The sequence below is a fragment of the Actinophytocola sp. NPDC049390 genome, from assembly GCF_044466355.1.
Lineage (GTDB): Bacteria > Actinomycetota > Actinomycetes > Mycobacteriales > Pseudonocardiaceae > Actinophytocola.
In genome coordinates, this window is sequence record NZ_JBITMQ010000013.1 from 308801 (window position 1) to 331049 (window position 22249).

General features: G+C 71.3%; 24 protein-coding genes. 16 read left to right on the forward strand and 8 right to left on the reverse strand.

Annotated features, from left to right (window positions below):
- From ACIBVP_RS33100 to ACIBVP_RS33140, 9 genes are read left to right on the forward strand one after another with little or no spacing between them, the layout of a single operon-like run.
- Complete coding sequence (locus ACIBVP_RS33100) at positions 1 to 876, forward strand: hypothetical protein (protein ID WP_396110347.1); 876 nt, start codon at positions 1 to 3, stop codon at positions 874 to 876.
- A complete protein-coding gene (locus ACIBVP_RS33105; RefSeq protein WP_396110348.1) occupies positions 861 to 1130 on the forward strand; it encodes a hypothetical protein in 270 nt (89 codons plus the stop codon). Before ACIBVP_RS33100 ends, ACIBVP_RS33105 begins: the two co-directional genes overlap by 16 nt.
- Before the next feature lie 6 nt (positions 1131 to 1136).
- Entirely contained in the window at positions 1137 to 1814 is a 678-nt protein-coding gene (locus ACIBVP_RS33110) for a PIG-L family deacetylase (protein WP_396110349.1), read from the forward strand.
- An 18-nt stretch (positions 1815 to 1832) separates the two neighbouring features.
- Positions 1833 to 2615 (forward strand): N-acetylmuramoyl-L-alanine amidase, encoded by a 783-nt coding sequence (locus ACIBVP_RS33115; RefSeq protein ID WP_396110391.1) that lies wholly within the window; start codon positions 1833 to 1835, stop codon positions 2613 to 2615.
- Positions 2615 to 3067, forward strand: coding sequence for a DUF1353 domain-containing protein (locus ACIBVP_RS33120; protein ID WP_396110350.1), 453 nt, complete (start codon positions 2615 to 2617; stop codon positions 3065 to 3067). Before ACIBVP_RS33115 ends, ACIBVP_RS33120 begins: the two co-directional genes overlap by 1 nt.
- 10 nt (positions 3068 to 3077) lie before the next feature.
- Positions 3078 to 3497, forward strand: coding sequence for a hypothetical protein (locus ACIBVP_RS33125; protein WP_396110351.1), 420 nt, complete (start codon positions 3078 to 3080; stop codon positions 3495 to 3497).
- Between the two features lie 14 nt (positions 3498 to 3511).
- The gene (locus ACIBVP_RS33130) at positions 3512 to 3673 is read left to right on the forward strand and encodes a hypothetical protein (protein WP_396110352.1); all 162 of its coding nucleotides are present in this window, start codon (positions 3512 to 3514) and stop codon (positions 3671 to 3673) included.
- A 13-nt stretch (positions 3674 to 3686) separates the two neighbouring features.
- Positions 3687 to 4952 carry a hypothetical protein gene (locus ACIBVP_RS33135; protein ID WP_396110353.1) on the forward strand — a complete coding sequence of 422 codons (1266 nt, stop codon included), beginning with the start codon at positions 3687 to 3689 and terminating at the stop codon, positions 4950 to 4952.
- The gene (locus tag ACIBVP_RS33140) at positions 4949 to 5275 is read left to right on the forward strand and encodes a hypothetical protein (protein WP_396110354.1); all 327 of its coding nucleotides are present in this window, start codon (positions 4949 to 4951) and stop codon (positions 5273 to 5275) included. The genes ACIBVP_RS33135 and ACIBVP_RS33140 overlap by 4 nt, the downstream gene beginning before the upstream one ends.
- A gap of 73 nt (positions 5276 to 5348) precedes the next feature.
- Here the strand turns inward: ACIBVP_RS33140 and ACIBVP_RS33145 are convergent, their stop codons facing one another.
- From ACIBVP_RS33145 to ACIBVP_RS33155, 3 genes are all read right to left on the reverse strand, one after another.
- Positions 5349 to 5687: a hypothetical protein gene (locus tag ACIBVP_RS33145; protein WP_396110355.1), complete on the reverse strand. Its 339-nt coding sequence runs from the start codon at positions 5685 to 5687 to the stop codon at positions 5349 to 5351.
- Positions 5688 to 5857: 170 nt separating this feature from the next.
- Complete coding sequence (locus tag ACIBVP_RS33150) at positions 5858 to 6049, reverse strand: hypothetical protein (RefSeq protein ID WP_396110356.1); 192 nt, start codon at positions 6047 to 6049, stop codon at positions 5858 to 5860.
- A gap of 10 nt (positions 6050 to 6059) precedes the next feature.
- On the reverse strand, positions 6060 to 6284 hold the full coding sequence (locus tag ACIBVP_RS33155; protein ID WP_396110357.1) for a hypothetical protein: 225 nt from the start codon (positions 6282 to 6284) through the stop codon (positions 6060 to 6062).
- A gap of 599 nt (positions 6285 to 6883) precedes the next feature.
- On the opposite strand from ACIBVP_RS33155, the gene ACIBVP_RS33160 reads away from it, so the two are divergent.
- Positions 6884 to 8482, forward strand: coding sequence for a GMC oxidoreductase (locus ACIBVP_RS33160; RefSeq protein WP_396110358.1), 1599 nt, complete (start codon positions 6884 to 6886; stop codon positions 8480 to 8482).
- Here ACIBVP_RS33160 and ACIBVP_RS33165 read toward each other — a convergent pair.
- The 3 genes from ACIBVP_RS33165 to ACIBVP_RS33175 form a co-directional block, all read right to left on the reverse strand.
- Entirely contained in the window at positions 8463 to 8954 is a 492-nt protein-coding gene (locus ACIBVP_RS33165; RefSeq protein WP_396110359.1) for a carboxymuconolactone decarboxylase family protein, read from the reverse strand. The two genes, ACIBVP_RS33160 and ACIBVP_RS33165, sit on opposite strands and share 20 nt — an antisense overlap.
- Positions 8955 to 8958: 4 nt before the next feature.
- The gene (locus tag ACIBVP_RS33170; protein ID WP_396110360.1) at positions 8959 to 10026 is read right to left on the reverse strand and encodes a dihydrodipicolinate reductase; all 1068 of its coding nucleotides are present in this window, start codon (positions 10024 to 10026) and stop codon (positions 8959 to 8961) included.
- Positions 10027 to 10178: 152 nt separating this feature from the next.
- On the reverse strand, positions 10179 to 10529 hold the full coding sequence (locus ACIBVP_RS33175) for a hypothetical protein (protein WP_396110361.1): 351 nt from the start codon (positions 10527 to 10529) through the stop codon (positions 10179 to 10181).
- Between the two features lie 54 nt (positions 10530 to 10583).
- On the opposite strand from ACIBVP_RS33175, the gene ACIBVP_RS33180 reads away from it, so the two are divergent.
- From ACIBVP_RS33180 to ACIBVP_RS33205, 6 genes are all read left to right on the forward strand, one after another.
- The gene (locus ACIBVP_RS33180; protein WP_396110362.1) at positions 10584 to 11438 is read left to right on the forward strand and encodes a LysR family transcriptional regulator; all 855 of its coding nucleotides are present in this window, start codon (positions 10584 to 10586) and stop codon (positions 11436 to 11438) included.
- Positions 11425 to 12321: a serine hydrolase gene (locus tag ACIBVP_RS33185; RefSeq protein ID WP_396110363.1), complete on the forward strand. Its 897-nt coding sequence runs from the start codon at positions 11425 to 11427 to the stop codon at positions 12319 to 12321. Before ACIBVP_RS33180 ends, ACIBVP_RS33185 begins: the two co-directional genes overlap by 14 nt.
- A gap of 121 nt (positions 12322 to 12442) precedes the next feature.
- Positions 12443 to 13351 carry a class A beta-lactamase gene (bla, locus tag ACIBVP_RS33190; protein WP_396110364.1) on the forward strand — a complete coding sequence of 303 codons (909 nt, stop codon included), beginning with the start codon at positions 12443 to 12445 and terminating at the stop codon, positions 13349 to 13351.
- A gap of 169 nt (positions 13352 to 13520) precedes the next feature.
- Positions 13521 to 14891, forward strand: a complete 1371-nt coding sequence (locus tag ACIBVP_RS33195; RefSeq protein WP_396110365.1) for an L-serine ammonia-lyase — start codon at positions 13521 to 13523, stop codon at positions 14889 to 14891.
- Positions 14892 to 14953: 62 nt separating this feature from the next.
- On the forward strand, positions 14954 to 15505 hold the full coding sequence (locus tag ACIBVP_RS33200) for a maleylpyruvate isomerase family mycothiol-dependent enzyme (protein WP_396110366.1): 552 nt from the start codon (positions 14954 to 14956) through the stop codon (positions 15503 to 15505).
- Positions 15506 to 15526: 21 nt separating this feature from the next.
- Positions 15527 to 18238, forward strand: a complete 2712-nt coding sequence (locus ACIBVP_RS33205; RefSeq protein ID WP_396110367.1) for a hypothetical protein — start codon at positions 15527 to 15529, stop codon at positions 18236 to 18238.
- A 298-nt stretch (positions 18239 to 18536) separates the two neighbouring features.
- Here ACIBVP_RS33205 and ACIBVP_RS33210 read toward each other — a convergent pair whose 3' ends face one another.
- Both ACIBVP_RS33210 and ACIBVP_RS33215 read right to left on the reverse strand, forming a co-directional pair.
- The gene (locus tag ACIBVP_RS33210) at positions 18537 to 20102 is read right to left on the reverse strand and encodes a hypothetical protein (protein WP_396110368.1); all 1566 of its coding nucleotides are present in this window, start codon (positions 20100 to 20102) and stop codon (positions 18537 to 18539) included.
- A complete protein-coding gene (locus tag ACIBVP_RS33215) occupies positions 20095 to 22164 on the reverse strand; it encodes a hypothetical protein (RefSeq protein ID WP_396110369.1) in 2070 nt (689 codons plus the stop codon). Before ACIBVP_RS33215 ends, ACIBVP_RS33210 begins: the two co-directional genes overlap by 8 nt.
- Positions 22165 to 22249: the final 85 nt, after the last annotated feature.

Below are 22249 nucleotides of genomic sequence, written 5' to 3' on the forward strand. Positions count from 1 at the left end.
GTGGCGTCCACTTTGGACACGTACGGCCCGTTCAACGGGACTCCTCAGTACGAGGACTTCTGGCGCGACATGATGAAACACATGCTGGGCAGCTCGTCCGGTGTGGTGCGCGGGTTCGGGTTCGACTTCCTGGCGTTCGGCGACAGCTCGGGTATGCAGGTCAAGGTCAACTCGGGTGAGTGCTGGGTGCGCGGCCACTACGGCAAGAGCACCGGCACGAAGACGATCCCCATCGCCAGCAACGCAACCGGCTCGACGCGCATCGACCGGGTCGTCTTGCGCGCGGACTTCGTCAACAACCGCATCGAGGTCGATGTCCTGACCGGCACGACATCCGCCCCGGCCGTCACGCAGAACTCCTCGATCTGGGAGACCTCCCTCGCGCTGGTGTCGGTGCCGAACGGCGCGGTGACGATCTCGGCGGGCAACGTGACCGACGAGCGCGTCTATACGACGGTGGTCGGCAAGTACGCCCGGACCTCGACCACGTCGGTGCCGGTGTCTGGCGGGTCCTACGCGGACGTCGTGCTGAACAGCACCGAGATCCCCACAGGCGACATCGCGCTGAACACGTCGACAGGGGTGATCACGCTCGGCCGGTCTGGCGTCTGGCAGATCAGCGCGATCGTCGGGTTCAGCGCGAGCGGCTCCGGCGGCCGCCGGGTGCAGATCACCACCAGCTCCGGCGCCACGGTGTACGCCCGCAACGATTGCCCCAACATGGGCACTACGGAGCCCACCTACATCGGCTGCTCGACGACGGAAAAGTTCAACGCCGGACAGACCCTGAAGCTGCGCGTGTGGCAGAACGGGGCGTCCGCCGTGAACACGATCGCCGGCGAGGCCACGCTATCTGCCGCGTGGCTGGGGCCGTGATGGACGAGACCCTGCGCACCCTGCTCGCCCGGCTCGAATCCAAGATCGACCAGCTCGACGACAAACTCGACCGCCACCGCGAGGACTACCTGCCGCGCGTCGGCCAGCTCGAGTACCGCGTCACCGAGCTGGAGAAGGCCGCCGACACCAAGGGCGTCCGCCGCTTCTCGACGAAGCAGATGTCCGGCGTGGCCGGGTTGTCCGCGGTCCTGGCTGTTGCCGTCGACTACCTCAAGACCCTGTTCGGAGGCTGAACCCGCGTGGCAACCATCGTCTACGTGACCCCGCACCAGGACGACGAGACGCTGTCCATGGGCGCGTCCATCCGTCGCCACCTGGAGTCCGGCCTGCACGACGTGCACGTGCTGCTGCTCACCACGGGCAGCGGGTCCGGTGCGCAGGCCATCGTCGGTCTGTCCGATGCGGACTTCAGCGCGGCACGGGACGACGAGCTGGTGCGGGCGGTGCGCGCGCTCGGGGTGCGTGCCGACCACATCCACTACGCCAGCAACCGGATCGTCGGCAAGTCGACCCTGTCGGTGTGTGAGGCGCAGTCCGCGATCGCTGCGTTCGTGGCCGCACACCCCGGCGCGTGGGTCAAGACCTACAGCAACCGCCCCGCCAGCGGCCGCCACGTCGACCACGTCAACGCGGGCCAAGCCGCGGTCAACTTGCTGACCGACGGGACGCTCGGCCCGAACTCGCTGCGCCTGTACGTCGAGCCGTGGGCGTTGCAGGCGTTCCGGTCCGCACACCCGAGCGTGTCGGTCGGCACCGAGGCCGCCGCGGGCTCGACTGCCGCCCGGGTCCGCCGGGCGCTGGACGAGTACGAGGACGTCGACCGCCCCGGCTACCGGTACGGCATCGGCGGGATCAGCGTGCCGTCGTACTTCGACCTGGTGCGGGCCAACCCCGTCAGCTACTACCACGTTCCGTAGGAGGCCCGCGTGGCACGCATGCCCGGTGTCGAGTTCCTCGGCATCGCCAACAACGGCAGCATGTCCACCTGGGACATCGTCTGCGTTCACACCATCGTCGGTTACCAGTCTGGCGGCAACGCCGCGCACTTCACCACCGGCGCCAGCGGGCGGATCGTGCAGGCACGCGACACTCGCCACCGCTCGGCCGCAAACCTGAACGGCAACTGGCACGTCATCGCGATCGAGAACGAGGACCACGGCTCGGCGTACGGCGCCTGGTCGGGCAGCAACGTGCCGCGTTTCACCGCCGCGCAGGCCGAGGCGATCGCGAAGATCCTGGTCTGGGCGCACCGCGCGCACGGCATCCCGCTCACGCTGGTCCCGGACTCGAAGGTCGGTCGCCGCGGCATCGCCTACCACCGCCAGGGCTGCGACCCCTACCGCGTCGCGGGCGGGGAGCTGTGGTCCTCGGCCTACGGCAAGGTCTGTCCGGGGGACCGGCGGATCACACAGCTCATCAACGAGATCATCCCGCGGGCCCGCGCGCTCGCATCCGGCACGGAGGACGACATGACCGAGGCCCAGGCGAAGCAGCTCGACTACACGATGCGCGTGGCCGTCGAGAACCAGAGCAGGATCAACGAGGCCAACGCGGCGCTGGGCAAGCTGGCCACCCGGCTGACCGGCATCGAGGCCAAGCTCGCCGAGGTGGCGGCCGGCGGCGGCACCGTCGACGTGCTCGCGCTGGCGTCCGCGCTGGCCGACGAGCAGGACCGCCGCGCCCGCGACGGCCTCCCGAACACGGGCCCCGTCAGCTGATGCCGTTCCTCTCCGGGCCGCCGCGCGTGGAGCAGGTGGACGCCAAGAGGTGGCGCCTGCTCCGGTCGGTGCAGTACGCGGGCGACCTCGGGGTCCTCGTGCCCGTCGGGTACGTGACCGACTTCGCTAGCGTGCCGCGGCTGCTGTGGTGGTTCACGCCGCCGTCGGGGGAGTACACCCTCGCCGCGATCGTGCACGACTACCTGATCTCCGACTCCCTGCCCGCCGGGTACGTATCGTCGCCCGAGGTCGACCGGGAGTTCCGCGTGGCTATGCAGTCGCTCGACGTCGGCTTCGTCCGCCGGTGGCTGATGTGGGCTGGCGTCCGCTGGGCCGCCGTGCTCAACCCCGTGCGGCGTCCGGGCTGGCTTCGGACACTGCCTCAGCTCCTGCTCGTCACCGCGCTGGCCCTCGCGCCGGTCGCGGCGGGACTTGCTTTCATCCTGATCTGAAGGAGGCCGCGTGGCGACACGACTGCCCAACGCATCACAGCAGGCCGCGGCTGACGGCGTCGTGGACCGGACCGACACCGGGACCGGCACCGCCACGGGCCTGCTCCGCATCTACACCGGCGCGCAGCCCGCCGACGCCGACACAGCCGCGAGCGGAACCCTGCTCGCTGAGTGCACCCTGGCGAACCCCGCGTTCGGCGCGGCCAACGCGTCCGGCACGGCGACCCTGCTGAGCGTCCCGCGCACCACGACTGGCCTCGCGACCGGCACCGCGGGCTGGTTCCGTGTGGTCAACCGCGACGGCGCCAGCGTGTACGACGGGCTGGTCTCGATGTCCGGTGGCGGCGGGGAACTGATCCTCGACAACACGAGCATCGCGTCCGGCCAGACCGTCAACATCACCGGCCTGACCTACACCCAGCCCGCCTGATCCTGAGGAGCCTGATGCCCCCGCCGACCGAGGACACCGTCCGCCCGCCGTCGACCATCCACCTCGCGTGCGCTGCGCACCCGGAGGTCACCTCGTACGGCTGGACCGACGCGTACAACCACCAGCTGGACGTGCACGGCGGCGACGAGACGACCGCCTGGAACCTCGTCACCTGAGAGTAGGTAGGGCATGGCCGTCGGGTACCGCTCCGCATCCAGCACCGGCGTCAGCGACAACCTCGTCTCCTCGATCAACGTGCCGGTCCCGTCCGGTGCCGCGTCGGGCGACGTCGCGCTCGTGGCGCTGGGGATGTGGGAGATCGGCAACCCGACGGTCACCGCCCCGTCCGGCTTCACCCTGCTGACGACGGTCCTGTCCGGCAGTCAGAAGCTCAAGATCTTCTGGAAGCGCCTGACCGGCGCGGACACCGGTAACTACACGTTCAGCTGGTCCGGATCGCAGTGGACGATCGGGCACGCGGCCTTGTTCACGGGCGTGCTGGCGTCGGGTGACCCGATCGGATCGAACTTCAACTCGGCGACGGCCGCGTCCGGCACGACGATCCCGAGTACGTCGGTCACGGTGGCGGGGGCGCACGGCCTCGCGCACTTCGTCGCCAACGAGAACTCCGCGACGCACACCCCGCCGACGAACTTCACCGAGGTGGGGGAGTCCAACTACCTCGCCAGCAACTACCGCCTGCCGGGCGCGTCAGGCACGTACACCGCCAGCGGCGGCACGCTCTCGGCGAGCACGCTGAGCCTAGCGCTGCTGCTCGCGCTGGAACCGGCGGCGGGCGGCGGGGGAACGGTCAGCGGATCGGGCGCCAGCACCGCACCGGCCGCGACGTCCTCGGGCTCCGGCACCGTGCGGGTCTCCGGCTCCGCCGCGAGCACTGCCCCGGCCGGGTCGTCGGGCGGGTCGGGCGGGGTGGTTGCCTCTGGCAGCGCAGCCTCGTCGGCTCAGCCCGGCACAGCCGCGGGCTCTGGGTCGGTCGTCGTGTCGGGGTCCGGTGCGTCGACGGCTCCGGCCGCTGTGTCGTCAGGCACAGGCACGATCGGCGCAACCCCGGTCACCGGCAGCGGGGCCTCCGTCGCACCGGCCGGTGTGGCCGCGGGGTCCGGCTCGGTGGTCGTGGCTGGCGCCGGCCAGTCCGCCGCGGGCAGCCCGTCGACGGCGGGTGCAGGCGCCGCGGTGGTCAGCGGGTCGGCCAGCAACACCGCCCTGCCCGGCAGCTCGTCGGGTACAGGGTCGGCCGTCGTGTCCGGGGCCGGGACGTCGGTGGCCGCGTTCGCTGTGACCGCCGGGACCGGGACCGTCAGCTCCGTGCCGCCCCTCACCCCGGCCACGGTCCGGGTCGGCCAGGCGCCGCGCGCGGTGTGGTCGGTCGCCGAGGTCGAGTCTGTCTGGTCGTCGGGCCGCGCGCCCCGAGCTGTCTGGAGGTGCGGCGCATGACGCCCCGCGACGTCCTGTCCCTCGAGCCCCTGCTGCTCGGCCCCGTCTCCTACCGCGTGGCCGGTGTCGAGACCAACCCCACCGCGTACACCGTCGAGGCCGCGGTCACGCCGCTCGGCACGGCGCCGTCCGTCTGGGTCTCTGCCAGCTGGGAGACGATCCCGACGGCGCTCGGCGGCTCGTCGTGGTGGGTGCGGGTGATGGTCGGCCCCGGCTCGGCCGTCGGCGCGCTGACCCCTGGCGACCACGAGGCCCGCATCCGCATCACCGTATCCGGCTCGGAGCAGCCGGTCCTACACGCAGGCACGTTCGCCGTGGCCTGATTCGTCACCGTGACAAAAGCCCCCTACCTCCTGGTACCCCTTGCGGGCCGGGAGGTAGGGGGCTTTTCGTCGTTCACGCGCAGTCCGCGCAGATGGCCTTGTCCTGGCCGCACCGCGGGCACCGCCACCCTCGCGGGCATCGCGCCACCGACTGCTGGAGCAGACGCTGCTCGGCGGTGAATCGGTCGATGTTCCGGCAGCGTTCGGCGGCCTGGTTCAGCTGGTCGGCCACCGACAGCCACGGCCCGTCACCGCGCATCATCACGTTCTGGCAGAGATCGTCGACCGCGCGTCGCAGGCTGTGCAGGACGCCGACCACGTCGACCTGTTCGGGGGTCGGGCCGTCGTAGGGCTGCCGCGTGCGGGTGCTGGCCAGCTCGACGAGCAGCCCCTCGTGTATGGCCGGGATCATGAGTCGGCCCGCCGGGTCCGGGGGCGTGGCGTGGCTTGTCCCCGGAGACCGCTGGCGGGCCTGGAGTCAAGCGACCTTCTCACGGCCGCGGCCGTGTCCGCTTGGGTGATCATGGAGTTGTCCTCTGTGCCGCTGCCCAGCCCGATGCCGGGCGGTCCACCGAGGGTAGCTCAGGCCGTGTCCTCTGTCACCACGTAGGTGGTGTGCCCGAACCACACCTCGTCGGCTCCGTCCTCGAGCAGGACCACGGCGCGGGCAGCCTCCTGCATCCGTCGATCACTGCGGCCTGGGGTGAGGGCTGACTGCGTGATCAGGTCGACGATCTCCTGTCGGGTGCCGTAGGCCCGGGACTCGTAGCGCACCCACCGGAGCCTAGGCCACCAGCACGCCGCCGACCAACGCCCACAGGATGACCAGGGCGACGAACACCCCGAGCGCCACCTGCACGGTGACCCGGAGCTTGTAGGTCTGGACGGCCACGACGTACAGCATCTGGGTCTGCGGGTCGTCGGCGCTCAGCGCCAGCTGCTCCCACCGCTCGACGACGGCCGGCTTCTTACTGAGCTTCGGGTACTCGGTGACGATGGTCTTAGGCATGTGGACTCCTCGGTTCGCGGATCTCATGGCTACGTCGTCTCGATCTTGTCGGGCGTTTCCGCAGTGATGCGAGATCCAAGGGATTCGACCCGTCAGGCTCGACCTCGAACTGTCTTTTCACAGGTCGGCACAGAGCTAAGGTCGTGAGGTCTCATAATCCCTTGGCCGTGGGTTCGAGCCCCACCCGCCCCACGCTTGGCATGTTCGGCGCTGGCGCGCCTTCCCGATGTCCTTGTCTGTTGTGGGGGGCGACCCCCCACACCCCCACGGTGCGGTTGGTTCCTGACCCGGCGTGTTTGGTTTGGGGGCTGTCCGGGCCGGGGCGGAGGAAGAGGCGCGTCGCGCGGAACAACCTCTCGTGGCCCATCCAACACCGCCCGTGGATAGCCACGCCGGAACCGGTGATAGCAGTCGGCCACCTCGTCGTTGTTGGCCGGGTACCCGGCCGGTGTCGCAAGACCCAGCGGCGGGAAGAGCGAGTACTTGATCAGGTGGAACAGAGGCAAGTTACCCGTCGGTATCTAGTGACTTGACCTTCGTCGTTACGTATAACAGGTTCTAATCCCTGCGCACGTGAGGAAGCTCACCTCATGAATACAATGGTGTCTGGCAACGTATCCCCGCGCGTCTCGCGACGACTGTTTCTCGCTGGAACTGGTTCTATTCTTGCCACCGCTGCCCTCGCCGGCCGGGCCTCTGCCGCGATTGGGGACGGGGCGCACGTGCCCGTGCTCGTCATCGGCACCGGCTACGGCGGGGCGGTGACCGCGCTGCGCCTCGCCCAAGCCGGTGTGGACGTCCACATGCTCGAGATGGGCATGGCGTGGGACGTGCCCGGAGCCGACGGCAAGATCTTCGCCAACACGACGTCCCCCGACTACCGGTCCTACTGGCTGCGCACCAGGACCAAGCAGCCACTCAGCAACTTCCTCGGGTTCCCGCTCGACAAGGACGTGCCGCGCTACACCGGCATCCTCGACGCGGAGGAGTTCGGCGGCATCGTCGTCTACCAGGGACGGGGCGTCGGCGGCGGTTCGCTCGTCAACGGCGGCATGGCCGTCACCCCGAAACGGGAGAACTTCGGTGCGGTCCTGCCCTCGGTCGACCCGGCAGAGATGTACGACGTCTACTACCCGAGGGCCAACGCGGAGCTGGGTGTGAACCACGTCGACCCGGCCTGGTGGGAGACCGTGGACTGCTACCAGTACGCGCGGGTCGGCCGCAAACACGCGCAGCGGTCCGGTTTCGCGTTCACGCTCGTGCCCAACGTGTACGACATGAACTACATGAAGCAGGAGGCCGCCGGTTCCGTGCCGCTGTCCGCGGTGGCGGGGGAGATCCTGTACGGCAACAACCACGGCAAGAAGTCGTTGCCCAAGACGTACCTCGCGAAGGCGCGTGCGACCGGGCGCGTGCAGATCACGCCGTTGCACCGCGTCACGTCCGTCACGCGGGCGGGCGACCGGTACGCCGTCGTGGCCGAGCGACTGGACACGAGCGGCGCCGTCACCGCCACCAAGACCGTCACCGCCGACCGCGTGTTCTTCGCGGCGGGCAGCGTCGGCACCAGCAAGCTGCTCACCAAGCTGAAGGCCACCGGGGCACTGCCGAACCTGAACGGCGAGATCGGCGCCAACTGGGGCGACAACGGAAACGTCATGTGCGGTCGCGCCAACCACCTGTGGGACCCGACCGGCTCCGTGCAGACGTCGATCCCCACCGCGGGCATCGACAACTGGGTGGCGGGCGGCGCTTTCGCGGAGGTGGCGCCGCTGCCCACCGGGATCGAGACGTGGGCGTCGTTCTACCTGTCCATCACGAGGAACCCGAACCGCGCGCGGTTCACGTGGAACGCCGCCGCGAACCGGGTGGACCTGAACTGGCAGACGGCGTGGAAGCAGCCGTCGATCACCATGGCGAAGTCCATCTTCGACAGGATCAACGCCAAGGAGGGGACGATCTACCGCACCGACCTCTTCGGCACGTACAAGATCTGGGGCGACCACCTCACCTACCACCCGCTGGGCGGCGCGGTGCTGAACAAGGCGACCGACAACCACGGTCGCCTGCACGGTTACCCCGGCCTCTACGTGATGGACGGCGCGCTGATCCCCGGCAACACGAGCGTGAACCCGTTCGTCACGATCACAGCGCTGGCGGAACGCAACATCGAGCGCATCATCGCTGAGGACCTGTGACCGGCAGGACGCACTGGGTGTCGAGTCCGAGCACCCGGTTCAGCCTGCCGAACGCGAGCCACGAGCCGATGCTCATGGACAGCTCGACGATCTCGTGCTGCGTGTAGTGCGCGGTCATCCGCGACCAGAACTCGTCGTCGATGCCGTGGTGGTCGGTGGCGTACCGCTCGGCGTACTCGGCGGCCAGCCGCGTGCGGTCGTCGAAGGCGTCGGTGGTGCGCCACTGTTCCACCGCGTCCGCGAACTCGGGCTCGACCTTCTGCCCGTCGCGTTCGGTGCGCCAGTCCTGGCAGAACAGGCACCCGTTGATCTGTGCGATCCGCAGGCGCGCCGCCTCGAACTCACGCAGCCCCAGCGTGCTGTGCGAGTAGACGGCGAGCGAGAAGCTCGCGGCGGCGGTGCCGATGCCGGGCACCATCTCGCCCCACACGTACGCGATCGGGTCCTTGCCGTCGGGGATGTCGACGTGCATGTGGCTACTTCCTCTCCAGGCGGCCGGGGCGCAGCGGGACGTCGAGTGCGTCGTAGAGACCGGGTTCGGCGTCGACGAGCCAGTCGATCGCGTTGACCAGGCGTCCGACGGCGGTCGCGTTACCGCCGGCGGACCGGTTCTCGCCCTCGTCGGTGGCCTCGACGGTGACCTCGATCCGCGGCCTGCCCTCGATGACGACCCGGTGCGCACCCGCACCACTCGGCGGCTGCGGCCAGTCCGGCGCGCACGACGGGTGGATGCGCGTCACGTGCTCGATGACGATGCGCGGTTCGCCGTCGACGATGCCCTGCACCTCGAAGCGCACCGCGCCCTGCGTGCCCTTGGCGAACTCACCCATCGTCCGGGTCGTGACGGTGTCCTCGAGCGGGCGGCGGTCCACGGTCTCGCGGAGCTCGTCCAGGTCGACACCGAGCGCGCGGGCCATGAGCCGGATCTGGCCGCCCCACACCATGGTGGGCACCATGGGCAGCAGCATCGGGGGTTCGTAGTCCATCGGCTGGCCCATGCCGACGAGGTAGCGCACGGAGTCGGGCTGTTCGTAGGTGGAGTAGTCGAAGATCTCCTGGCAGCGGACGACGTCGACGCGCGTGCCGAGCCCGGAGATCAGCAGCGGCAGCACGTCGTTGCCCCAGCCGGGGTCGACGCCGGAGACGAACAGGGAGCCGCCTCCGTCTCGGATCGCTTCTAGAACGGGTTCTCGTAGTTCGGGGGGTGCGTTGCGCTGGTCGTAGAGCGGGTAGAGGGACGGCGTGACGACCACCGCGCCGGCACGGATGGCCTTGACGATGTCGGCGAGGGCGTCGTCGAACCGGACGTCTCCGGACGCGGCGTAGACGACGGCGCGTGGGTTGGTGGCCAGGGTTGCGTCGATGTCTTTGGTGGCAGGGATTCCGAGTTCGTGGCCGACGTCGGCCAGGAGGCCTGCGTCTCGGCCTGCCTTGGCCTCGTCGTGGACGATGACGGAGGTCAGTTTCAGTGCCGGGTGAGCGTTCACCGCGCGTACAGCGGCACGGCCTACGTTGCCCGTGCCCCACACCACCGTGGCAATCATGCTGTCGAGGTTAGCTGAAACGTGTTTCAGTTCATAGCGGGTGAGAGGCTGCCTCCTCGCCGGAGGGGCCGCGAAGGCGCCGTGCCGCAGGCTGATGACCTGAGAAAACGCGGGAAAATGTCCGCTCAGTGCGTAACCTCAAGCCCCGTCTCTCAGCTTTTCGGGGCGCGGTCGACTACGTGTCCCAGTGTGCCTGTGTACGTTGTGCCCAGTTCGGTGATCGTGCCGACCCAGTGGCCCGGGCCGTCTTTCTTGCGGCTCAGCCAGTTCTCCGGCAGCAGGACCCGGTCGCCGATCGCGAGTGGCGGGTTGCCGCGCCACCGGTAGGCGTACCGGCCCACTGACACGACCTGCTCGCCGTCCACTTCGAACAGGCGGCCCACGGCATGGCTCGCGGTGGACGGGGCGTGCATGCCGCACGCGTCCTCGGACTCGCTGAGGCGCACCCGGCACGGGGTGCCCGCGCGAGTGGGACGTCCGCACGTGCGCTCGTCGTCGCTCACGGCGTGGATCCTGCCACGGGCCGGTTTGTCGGTGCCCCCTGCTTTGATGATTCCGTGGATCTGCTTCGACATCTTCGCTTCTTCGTGGCCGTCGCCGAGGAGGCGCACTTTCGGCACGCCGCCGATCGGCTCGGGATGACGCAGCCGCCGTTGTCCCAGGGGATCCGGCGGCTGGAGGACAAGCTCGGCGTCACCCTTCTCACCCGCACCGCGCGCGGGGTGGGACTGACGTCCGCCGGAGCGGACCTGTTACCCCGTGCCACCGCGTTGCTCGCCGACGCCGCGCGGTTCACCGAGGACGCGCAGCGGCACCGGGACGCGCACACCGAGCTGCGGATCGGGTTCTTGCCGCAGCTCCCCGCATGGCACGTCGCCGCGGTCGTCGACGCGGTGCGGCGTGCCGGGGCGCGGGCCAGCGCGACCGTATTGTCCACTGTGGAGCTTGTCGCGGCGGTTGTCGCCGGGCAGTTGGACTGTGCCGTGGTGCACCACCCCGCGCTGGTGCACCCGCTCGAGTGCGGTGCCGTCGTCAAGGTGCCTGCCGAGTTCCTCGTGCCCGCGGGCAGGACGGTTCAGCGGTTCGCGCACCTGCGTGGCCTCACGCTCGCCGCCGCGCCGCGCAGTCACAACACGGCCGCGTGTGACCTGCTCGTGGACTCCTTACGTGCCAAGGGAATCGATCCCGTGCTGGTGCCGGCGCCCACGGACCGGGACGTGGTCGCGGCCGTCGCGACGGGCGGTGCGTTCGGGCTCACCGCCGACCCAGGGTTGCGTGCGCCAGGGGTGGCGCGCGCCGCGCTCGGCGGCGACGAGTTCCACCTGCGGGTGCGGCTGGTGTGGCGCACCGAGCCCGAGTCGCGGCGGCTCGTCGAAGGCGCGCTCGCCGAGGACCACCATGCCGTCCGTTGAGGAGCGCGTCCGCGACACCCTCCGGCACGCGGGCGCGACCGGCTGGGTGCACGCCGTGCCGATCGGCGGATCGCCGAGCCGGGAGGTGGCCGTCGGCGCGGACGAACTCGTGGTCATGGCGTCGGTGTACAAGCTGCCGTTGCTCGTCGGCTTGTGCGCGCGGTTCGCGGACGGGACGCTCGACCCCACCGCGACCGTGCGCGTGCACCCCGCGTCCGGTTCGCCTGGGCCGACCGGGATCGCGGCGTTCCTCGACCCGGTCACGGTGTCGTGGCGGGACCTCGCGGCGTCGATGATCGCGGTGTCGGACAACCTCGCCGCCGACGTGATCCTCGGCGAGGTCGGGCTCGACGCGGTACGTGCGGTGCTGTCGGAGTGCGGGCTGTCCGCGACGAAGGTCGTCGGCGGGCAGGCCGACGTCGAGGCGGCGCTCGTGCGGGACACCGGTGCCGCGTCGGCGGCCGAGGCGTTCGCGATGCTCCAGGACAACGACGCCGCGCTCACCGTCAGCGCGTACGACCCCGCGTTCGCGAGCGCCACGACGGCGCGGGAGATGACGCGGCTGCTCGCGATGATCTGGTCGGACGCCGTCGTGGACCCGGGGTGGTGCGCGTTCGTGCGGCGGCTGCTCGGGCTCCAGGTCTGGCCGCACCGGGTGCGCGCCGGGTTCCCGTACGCGGGCGTGACGGTCGCGGGCAAGACCGGCACCATCGGCGCGATCCGCAACGAGGTGGCGGTCGTCACGTTCCCGGGGGAGACGCCGATCGCGGTCGCGGTGTTCACGTTCGCCGCGCGTGCCGACGCCTTCCTGCCTGCCGTCGACGCGGCGATCGGTGAGTGCGCGCGGCTCGCGGTGACCGAGTTGCGGTCCGGGAGGTGGTGAGTTCTCAGGGGCTTGACCTGCGGTGATTCCAAAAGAATATCGACTGTCGGCGCGTCGTCTATTGGCGCGCGGTGTGCGGGCTGTGCTTCCTTCGTGGTGATCCACAGAGGAAGGGGCACACATGGGGAACAGCCGGCTGGCCCTGTTCGCGGGCCTGCTCAGCCTGGGGCTGGTGGCGGGATGCTCGGCGGCGCCACCGTCGCCACGGACGTCGGCGGCGGCATCGGCGGTGTCGTCCACTTCGGTCAGTGCCGTCGCCGATCCGGCGCTGCTGCGCGACCTCGAGGAGCGCTACGCCATCCGGCTCGGCGTGTACGCCGTGAACGTCCACACCGGACGTACGCTGTCGTACCGGGCGGACGAGTCGTTCCCGATGATGTCGACGTTCAAGACCTACGCGGCGGCCGCGCTCCTGCGCCTGCACCCGCTCGAGGAGGCCTTCTTCGGCACCGTCGTGAACTACACCGAGGACGACCTGGTGGCGAACTCGCCGGTGACGAGCGAGCGGGTGGCGACCGGGATGACCGTCGCCGAACTGTGCGAGGCGGCGATCACGCGGTCGGACAACACGGCCGCGAACCTGCTGCTGCGGCTGCTCGGCGGGCCGGAGGCGATCACCGCGTTCGCGCGCGACATCAAGGACACGCGGACGCGGCTCGACCGCTGGGAGCCGGAGCTGAACACGGCCGTCCCGGGTGACAACCGCGACACGACGACCCCGGCGGCGATCGGCGAGGGCTACCGGTCGCTGGTGCTGGGGGAGCCGGAGCGTGCGCGGCTGAAGGACTGGCTGCTCGCGAACAAGACCGGCGGCGAGCGCATCCGGGCGGGCCTGCCCGCGGACTGGACGACCGCGGACAAGACGGGCAGCGGCGACCACGGCTCGGCCAACGACGTCGCGATCACCTGGACCCCGGACGGCACCCCGATCGTCATCGCGGTCCTGACCACCAAGGAGGTGGCGGGCGCGGAGTACGACAACGCGGCCCTCGCCGACGCGGCGAAGGTGGCGGCGCAAGCGCTGGCGTGAGCGTTGCCCGCCCGGGTCCCGCCACCTCCGGCGCGGCACCACGACGTCACGCTCGGTCATCCCGTCGAGGTCGCGCCGCTGTGTCGGGGCGGACCGGTCGGTCCGACGACGTGTACTCCGGTGCCCGACCTACCATGAACCGGTAGCGGCGGGTGCCTCCGGAGGTTCAATGGCGATCAGTGTGTTCGACCTGTTCTCGGTCGGTATCGGGCCGTCCAGTTCGCACACCGTCGGGCCGATGCGGGCCGCCCGCACGTTCGTGACGGGGCTCGCCGACGACGGGCTTCTGACCTCGGTGAACTCCGTGAAAGCCGAACTGTTCGGCTCGCTCGGCGCGACCGGGCACGGGCACGGCAGCGGGCCCGCGGTCCTGCTGGGGCTCGAAGGCGAACAGCCCGAGACCGTCGACACCGACACCGTCCAGGAACGGGTGGAGCGGATCCGCGTCACCGGGAAGCTCCGGCTCCTCGGCACGCGCGAGATCACCTTCGACGACGACGCGCTCGTGCTGCACCGGCGCCGCAGTCTCCCGTTCCACCCGAACGGCATGACGTTCGAGGCGTTCGACGGCGACGGGAACTCCGTCCGGGCCCGCACGTACTACTCCGTCGGCGGGGGGTTCGTGGTCGACGAGGCCGCTCAGGGCGCCGACCGGATCAAGGTCGACGACACCGAGGTCGCCTACCCGTTCCGCACCGGCGCCGAACTGCTCGCCCACTGCCGCCGCACGGGGCTGCCCGTGAGCGAGATCATGCTCGCCAACGAGACGGCGTGGCGGCCCGTCGCCGACGTGCACACCGGGCTCACCCACATCTGGGACGTCATGCAGGAGTGCGTCCGTCGCGGCTACACGCAGGACGGCACGCTGCCCGGCGGCCTCAAGGTCCGGCGTCGCGCGCGGGAGATGTACGAGCACCTCTCGTCCGACCCCTTCTCCACCGACCCGCTGCGGGTCATGGACTGGGTGAACCTGTTCGCGCTCGCCGTGAACGAGGAGAACGCCTCCGGCGGCCGCGTGGTCACGGCACCGACCAACGGCGCCGCCGGCATCATCCCCGCCGTCCTGCACTACTACGCGCGGTTCGTGCCCGGCGCGACCGACGAGGGCGTCGTCCGGTTCCTGCTCACCGCGGGCGCGATCGGCGTCATCTACAAGGAGACCGCGTCGATCTCCGGTGCCGAGGTCGGCTGTCAGGGCGAGGTCGGTTCCGCCTGCTCGATGGCCGCGGGCGCGCTGTGCGAGGTGCTCGGCGGCACCCCGGAACAGGTCGAGAACGCCGCCGAGATCGGCATGGAGCACAACCTCGGCCTCACCTGCGACCCGGTCGGCGGCCTCGTGCAGATCCCGTGCATCGAGCGCAACGCGATGGCGTCCGTGAAGGCCATCAACGCCGCCCGCATGGCGCTGCGCGGCGACGGCACCCACGTCGTCACGCTCGACAAGGTCATCAAGACCATGCGGGAGACCGGCGCCGACATGAAGGTCAAGTACAAGGAGACAGCGCGCGGCGGGCTCGCCGTGAACGTCATCGAGTGCTGAGGTCGATCCGGGCGTGCCCCGTTCGTCGGTGGGGCGACTGAACACCGACGGAAGGGACACACATGATCCGCGATGCCATCGCGGCCGAGCGCCGTGAGCTGGCCGAGGTGCTTGCCGAGCTGTCCGAGGACCAGTGGGACACGCCCAGCCTGTGCGAAGGCTGGCGGGTGCGTGAGGTCGTCGCGCACATGACCGCGCCGTTCCGCGACCCGGACGCCCGGTTCCTGCGGGGCACCACCGCCGACGAGATCAACCGCGCCGCCGACGAACTGGCCCGTGCGGACGCCGCGCGGCTCACGAGTGCCGAGCTGACCGCCGCGCTGCGGGACAACGAGCGGCACCCGTGGCGGCCCGGCAGTGACGTCGGCGCCCTGTGCCACGACGTCATCCACGGCCTCGACATCACCGTGGCGCTCGGACTCGGCAGGGACGTGCCGCCCGACCGGCTGCGGTTGGTCCTCGACGAGATCGTGCCGGACCGGGCGCCGTTCTTCGGTGTCGACCTCACCGGGAAACGGCTGGTGGCGACCGATCTCGACTGGAGCAGCGGGGACGGTGAGGAGGTGGCGCGTCCCGCGCGGGAACTGGTGCTCGTCGTCTGTGGTCGGATGTAGACCGACGACGCGGAGGTGCCGGTGACGGGAAGCTGGGACGGGCTCGCGCCGACGATCGCCTGGCGGAAGTCGCAGCGGCACCTGCTGGACCTCTGCGGGCACGTCACCGACCGGCGCTGGCACGTGTGCGCACCGCCCGGCGCGGGCAAGACGCTCGTCGGGCTGGAGCTGGCCCGCAGGCACGGCACCCGCACGCTCGTGCTGTCGCCGACGACCGCCATCCGTGACCAGTGGCGTGGCGCGGTCGCGTTGTTCGGGGCGGTGCCCGCCGAGTTCGCGAGCACCGACCTCGACCGGCCCGCGCAGCTGCACTCGCTCACCTACCAGCTGCTCGGCAACCCCGGCGCCGCCGCCGACGACCTGCGTGCCGCCGCGCGCAGGCTGTGGCTCGCCGAGGTCGCCACCAAGCTGGGGGAGGACGCGGCGCGGGACCGGGTCGAGGCGGTCGAGCGGCGTGACCCGGCCCGTGCCCGCAAGGAGCTGGGCAGGCACGTCCGGGTCCTGCGCCGCTCGCTCGCCAGCGGCGAGGACGTCGGCCTGCCCGCCGAGGACCTGCTCGGCGAGCGGGCCGCCGCGCTGATCGACCGCATCGCCGGGCTGGGCATCGGCTGCGTCGTCCTCGACGAGTGCCACCACCTGCTGGACTGGTGGGCGCTCGTGGTGAACGCGCTGGTGACCCGGCTCGACGACGTCGCCGTCATCGGCCTCACCGCCACGCTGCCCGAACCCGGCTCCGTCCAGGAGGGGCTGAACTACGCGGGCCTGCTCGGCGACGTGGACGCGGAGCTGCACCTCGCCGCGATGGTCGCCGACGGCGGGGTGGCGCCGTGGCGGGACGGGGTGCGGGTCGCCGAGCTGGCGCCGGAGGAGACGGCGTTCCTCGACACGTGGGCGACATCCTTCGCGGCACGGCTCGACGAGGCGCTGCTCGGCGAGCCGTTCATCGCGTGGGCGGTGGCCCGGGTCGAGTCCGACGAGGACGGGTGGGCGCGGCTGGGGGAGACCGACCCGCTCGCCGCCGTCGCGCTCGCCCGCTGGTTCGCGGCCCGCGGCATGGTGGTCGACCAGCACGAACCGTCCGGTGAACTGACGCTCGACGACCGGATCCTGCTGCTCGACGCGTGGCTGCACGACCCGCACGCGGACATCGACCAGGAGCTGCGCGACGACGTGAAGCAGGAACTGCGCCGCCACGGCGTCGCGCTGTCCGCGTCCGGGGTGCGGTGGACCCGGTCGGTCGCGGACATCGTGTGCTCGCGGTCCACCGCGAAGGGCGTCGCCGCGGGCGAGGTGCTGCGGCAGGAGGAGGCCGTGCGCGGCGACGACCTGTGTGCGCTGGTCGTCGTGGAACGGGACCGGGCCACCAGCCCGCCCGCCGCCGCGCGGGCCGTGCTCGGCGCCGACGCCGGGACGGCGGCACGGGTGTTGGCGGCGCTGTGCGAGGAAGGTGCGGTGGCGGTGCGGGGCGTGCTGTGCGTGACCGGCAGGGGTGCGTGGTGCGACGCGCTCGCCGCCGACCGGGTGACGCACGCGATCAACGTGGCCGCGACCGACGGGCGCTGGGTCACCACCCGGGGCAGCGACATCCCGTCCGTGGTGGAGCTGTGCGGGCACGGGTCGTCGTGGGACGCGGCCCGGTGGCTCGCCGCGGCGGCCGCCGCGCTCACCACCGGTGCCGCGCAAACGCTTGTCGCCACGCGGGGTCTGGTCGGTGAGGGCTGGAACCTGCCGCGGCTGAACGTGCTCGTGGACCTGAGCGAGGTCGCGAGCACGACGGCGATGACGCAGCTGCGGGGGCGCGCGCTGCGGATCGACCCGGCGCGGCCGGAGAAGGTCGCGTCGCTGTGGGACGTCGTGGTCGCGCACCCGACCGCGCACGGCGACTGGCGCCGGTTCCGCGGCAGGCACACGCGCTGGTGGGGGCCCGACCGCGACGGCGTGCTCGTGACGGGCGCGGGCAAGGTGCACCCGAGGGCCGCCCAGCCCGCGCCGCCGTCGCCCGACGAACACACGGTGCTCAACGCGGCCAGCGCCGAGCTGATGGCCGACCACGCGGCGACGCGGCGGTTGTGGGCGGCGGTCGACGCCGCCGGGGTGGCGACGAGCGTGGTCCACGTGCGACGGCGGCGGGTGCGCAGGCAGGTGCGGATCCGGGGACGCCGGTGGCGGACCGTCGGCGCCACGACCGGCGTGGTGTCCGGTGCGCTGGCCGGCGCGGGCGCCGCGGTGGTCGGGTTGCCGGTGGTGGCGGTGCTCGCGGTGGTCTGCGGGGTGGCCGCGCTGCCGCCCGCGGTGCTGGCACGTGGGCGGGCGCGGTCCGACGACGTGTTCCTGCGGCGGCTCGGCGAAGCGGTGGCGGCCGGGCTGACGGCGGCCGGTCACGCCGAGCTGGCGGACGCCCGCGTCACCACGAACCTCACGCCGGACGGCACGGCGACGGTGGTCGACGGCGTGCCCGACGACGCGGCCACGCTGTGGGCGGACACGTTCGAGGAGGTCGTCGGGCCACTGGGCACCCCGCGCTGGCTGCTCGCGAACGGCGACCACACGTGGCGCGTGCCGCGCACGCTCGGCGCGACCCGCGAGCGTGTCGAGTTGTTCGCCGAGGCGGTCGCGAACGTGGTGCCGGGCACCGTCCTGCTGCGCGCGGGCTCCCCGGAGGCCACCGAACGCACACTGGCCGCGGCCCGCACCCGAAGCGGCGACACCCACCGAACCCTGCGCTGGACCTGACCCCACCATCCCACGCGAGTCGCGTCCGCAGGCATAGCGAGTCGCGTCCGCAGGCATAGCGAGTCGCGTCCGCAGGCATAGCGAGTCGCGTTCTCGCGCCTACCGAGTTGTGTGTTTCGTGTACATGGCCCCAGCGCGGAGTGCACGAAACACACAACTCGGTGTGCCTGGGAGCGCGACTCGCGGTGTCTGAGGGCGCGACTCGCGGTGTCTGGGGGCGCGACTCGCGGTGTCTGGGGGCGCGACTCGCGGTGTTTGGGGGCGCGACTCGCGGTGTTTGGGGGCGCGACTCGCGGGGTTACGTGACTGTGCCGCCGTGGCCGAGCCAGCGTTCTCGCCAGGCCAGGCGCAGGCGGATGGCGCCCCGGGACAGGTTGTCGGCCATCAGGTGGGCGATGGCCTCTCGTTGCGCCCACGGGCAGAGGTCGCTCAGCGCGGCCGGGACGTCGTCCGGGCCGACCGCCTCCGCGAGGGACACGGCGATCTTCGCGCGGCCGGTCACGGTGCCGTTCGGGAGCACACGCGCGCGGTAGTAGTCGATGCGGGCCGACGTCACGCGGTCCGTCGCCGTGCGCAGCAGGGTCGTCACGAGCTCGGCCACGTCGGGGACTCTGCCCGAGGGCTGGGGGTCGCTCCCCAGAGCCTTTCCGTGCGCGCCGAGCGGAACGCCCCACGACAGCCACAGCGGATGGTCGTGCCCGGCCCATTCCTTGATGGGCGGGCGCATCGGTCCGGTGCGCAGTACGCGGTAGTCGGTGGCGGCCGAGCCGGTGACACGGCTTTTCGCGCGCACCGCCTGCCGTCGCGTCAGCCCGCACTCGCTCGCCGTCTGGCCGAGGCCGTCGGAGATCGAGAGCGTGGTGCTCGACAGCCGTGCCCTGCCGATGCGGGCCGGGGCGAGCGGGACGACCATGTTGATGAACCCGATCTCCCGCATCGACGACTCGGACACCGCGAGCACGCCAACGTTGCGGGACAGCAGATCCGACGCGATCGCCGCCGACGAGCCGACGCGGGCGGGCCCCACGAACGTCAGCAGCTGCACGGCGGCGGGCACCGCGTCCGGCGCCCACCCGAACAGTTCCGCTTTCCGCGCCAGGTAACGCTTCCGGTCCGGTGGCAGCACCGACCACCACTCGCCGCGGACCCGGCCGAACCGGCGGTCCGAGACCTGCAGGCCGAAGCCGTTCGCGGTGGCCAGCTCCGCCAGCGCGCACATCAGCGCGATCCGCTTGCCGTGGTTGTCCTGCTCCAGGCCGACGATCATCCGCAGCGCCATGCCGTTCGCGTGCCTCGGCGCCTCGCCGGAACCGTCCACCCGGAACTGGCGGCCCGGGTCGCGGAACGGCGCCACCGGCGACTGCAGGAACAGCACCGGGGCACCGGGGCCACCCGCTGCCGCCGTCGTCATCCCCTGGTACGCCAACGTGATCATCAGCGAGTCCGCGTACGTCGGCCGCCACGGCTCGTGGTCGAGGGTCAGCAGGACCTCGACGCTGTGGTCGGTGTCGTACAGGAAGTCCGGGTTGATCACGACGCTGCCCGTGAACAACCCGCGGGCCGGGCCGTGGCCGTTCGTCTCGTACCTGCGCACCGCGATCCGGCTCGTCGTCACGCCGTCGTGCTGCTTGCTCGGCGTGACCGGTGTCCACGTGTGCACCCCGAACCCGACGCCGGCCACGTGGAACGCCAGCGCCTCCGCCGCGACCTGGTCCTGCGCGGTGGGTGGGGTCAGGCCGGCGGGCGGCAGCCCGGTCTCCGGGCCGTCGTGCGTGACGTCGAACAGCACGGCCGGGCTGCCCGACGTGGCGGCGCGTGCCGCGACCGACGCGAGTGCGGGGTGGCGCAGCCCGGCGCTAGACATGGTCGTTCTCCGTGCCGATCGTGGAGAACTCGGCACGGCACCGTTTCCAGCGCCGCACCCGTTTCTTCCCGCGGATCTCGGCGACCAGCCACATCGGGCTGACGTGGTTCGCCGGTACCCGCCGCCGCCGTTTCACGGCCTTGCCCAGCCCGTCGAGCCCGACGAGCAGGAACAGCAGGAGCAACGCGACCATCCCGACCAGGAACGGCACGCGCAGCGAGTCGGCGCGGCCGGAGGCGACGAGCAGGGCGAGCGCGCCCGCGATGATCACCGACGTGTACGCGACGTAGCGGGGGAACGTCCGCAGCTGGCCGAGCACCGTCTTGTTCGACGGGATGTCCAGGCGGGACAGCAGCAGGCCGGGTACCAGCAGCAACATCGTCACGATCGCGTCCGCGGACGAGAACGGCCCGCCTGCGTCCACCCGAGGGCCGAACCACGAGCCCATCGCGCCGAGGACCGGCACGCTCGCGAAGAACCCGGGTTCGAGCACCGCGCCGAACCCGACGACGAGCAGCAGCACCGCGAGCAGCAGCTTGGACACGTTCGACCCAAGCGAGGGCGGGTCGTCGACGAGTGCCATGTAGACGGTCGAGGTGACCGGTTCGGCCGACCGGGGGTCGGCGCCGAACGGCCGCTGCTGCCACTGCGCGTGGCCCGCGTTCTCCCTCGGGTCGTTGTCGGTGTGGACGTCGAGGTCGATCTGCGTCTCCTCCAGTTCGTCGGCGAGGCGCAGCAGGACGTCGCCGGTCATCAGCCCGTCGCCGAGCTTGCGGAACCAGTCGGCCTCGTAGAGGTTGGCGAACCGCTCCAGGCGCGCGACGATCGGCTCGTCGAGCGTGAGCCCGGTGTCGTCGGTCGGGGTCGCCGTGTCGGGCCGTGCGGGGAACCGCGGCGGTCTGCTCGCGAACGTGGCGTACCGCTCCTCGACGTAGGCGCGGAACTCGGCGAGGTCGCGTTCGCGCCGCCTGCCGAACTCGGCGAGCCTGCTGGCGATGCCCTGCAGTTCCAGTTCGAGCAGCTTCGGCGCGACCGCGCGGAGGTGGTCGTAGCCCTCGGCGACGGCGCGCATGTCGGCGACGAGCGACCGCAGCGCGGGGGAGTCCACGTCGGTGGTGAGGAAGAACCGCCGGACCTGGATCTCCGACGGCACCTCGGCGGTCACGTGGTAGGAGTTCACGGCCCGGGGGATGAGCGTCGTGTACCGCACGGTGAACTCGTGGCGCACGGTCAACCACCGCCAGAGCGCGTGGCGGGGCCGGGCGTGCTTGGACAGCGCGGGGATCACCGGCGCCTCGTAGGTGATGAACGTCCGCGCGTTGTGCACGGGCATCGCCACGACGAGCAGGCTGTCGGACGACGCGATGTCCAGCAGTTCCAGGAACGGGCTGTCCGGCTCGAACAGCTGCGTGACGGCCGCCGCCGCCTTCTCCCGGATGATGTCGGAGTCGGTGGGGCGTCCGCTGTCGGCGGGTGGCGGCAACGCGCCGGGCCGCGGCCGCCCACCGGTCACCAGGGCGGCGATCGTCGCCTCGACGAGCCAGCGGGACCGGTTGAGGCTGTGCCGGATGCCGTGGAGCAGTTCCGCCGGGTCCTCGGTGCGCGGGTCGGAGCTGAGGAACATCCGGAATGCGCGGCAGAGGCCGTGGATCAGGGCTCGCGCGTTCTCCACCTGTGTGGTGCGCGGCACGACGTCCCCGGCGGCGTCCCGCACGACGAACGACGCTTGTGCCGTGCGGGAGTGGCGGGTCACCGGCAGCCACACGGAGTCGGGGGCGTCGTCACCGGGGTCGGTGCGCAGCGCCCACTTCTGCTCCGCGGTCAGGGTGTTCATGTTGATGTCGACGGTGACCGTGCGGGCCATGTGGGTGGAGTCGGCGAGCGTCAGCGACTCGCTCATCCGGTTCACGTGTTCCAGCCGCAGGCCCAGCGCGAGCAGGTTCAGCCCGAGCGCTTCCTGGTAGGCGTCGTGCGGCGAGGGGGCGGTGGGGATGGGGGTCCGCCGCAGCGCGTAGAGAAAGCGTGCGAGCCGGTCACCTTCGCCGGACACGGATGTGGCCACCCCGATCTCCCAACACATAGGGAGATTTCGACATTACCGACTGTCGCGGCGGTGTCCATCCGTATTTCGGGTGGCGTGTGCCGGC

Excerpts from the sequence above, each read along its gene's own strand:
- ACIBVP_RS33115 (WP_396110391.1), top strand. The coding sequence starts at position 1,833 with ATGCCCGGTGTCGAGTTCCTCGGCATCGCCAACAACGGCAGCATGTCC.
- ACIBVP_RS33120 (WP_396110350.1), top strand. The coding sequence starts at position 2,615 with ATGCCGTTCCTCTCCGGGCCGCCGCGCGTGGAGCAGGTGGACGCCAAG.
- ACIBVP_RS33130 (WP_396110352.1), top strand. The coding sequence starts at position 3,512 with ATGCCCCCGCCGACCGAGGACACCGTCCGCCCGCCGTCGACCATCCAC.
- ACIBVP_RS33135 (WP_396110353.1), top strand. The coding sequence starts at position 3,687 with ATGGCCGTCGGGTACCGCTCCGCATCCAGCACCGGCGTCAGCGACAAC.
- ACIBVP_RS33140 (WP_396110354.1), top strand. The coding sequence starts at position 4,949 with ATGACGCCCCGCGACGTCCTGTCCCTCGAGCCCCTGCTGCTCGGCCCC.
- ACIBVP_RS33145 (WP_396110355.1), bottom strand. The coding sequence starts at position 5,687 with ATGATCCCGGCCATACACGAGGGGCTGCTCGTCGAGCTGGCCAGCACC.
- ACIBVP_RS33155 (WP_396110357.1), bottom strand. The coding sequence starts at position 6,284 with ATGCCTAAGACCATCGTCACCGAGTACCCGAAGCTCAGTAAGAAGCCG.
- ACIBVP_RS33160 (WP_396110358.1), top strand. The coding sequence starts at position 6,884 with ATGGTGTCTGGCAACGTATCCCCGCGCGTCTCGCGACGACTGTTTCTC.
- ACIBVP_RS33165 (WP_396110359.1), bottom strand. The coding sequence starts at position 8,954 with ATGCACGTCGACATCCCCGACGGCAAGGACCCGATCGCGTACGTGTGG.
- ACIBVP_RS33170 (WP_396110360.1), bottom strand. The coding sequence starts at position 10,026 with ATGATTGCCACGGTGGTGTGGGGCACGGGCAACGTAGGCCGTGCCGCT.
- ACIBVP_RS33185 (WP_396110363.1), top strand. The coding sequence starts at position 11,425 with ATGCCGTCCGTTGAGGAGCGCGTCCGCGACACCCTCCGGCACGCGGGC.
- bla (WP_396110364.1), top strand. The coding sequence starts at position 12,443 with ATGGGGAACAGCCGGCTGGCCCTGTTCGCGGGCCTGCTCAGCCTGGGG.
- ACIBVP_RS33195 (WP_396110365.1), top strand. The coding sequence starts at position 13,521 with ATGGCGATCAGTGTGTTCGACCTGTTCTCGGTCGGTATCGGGCCGTCC.
- ACIBVP_RS33200 (WP_396110366.1), top strand. The coding sequence starts at position 14,954 with ATGATCCGCGATGCCATCGCGGCCGAGCGCCGTGAGCTGGCCGAGGTG.
- ACIBVP_RS33210 (WP_396110368.1), bottom strand. The coding sequence starts at position 20,102 with ATGTCTAGCGCCGGGCTGCGCCACCCCGCACTCGCGTCGGTCGCGGCA.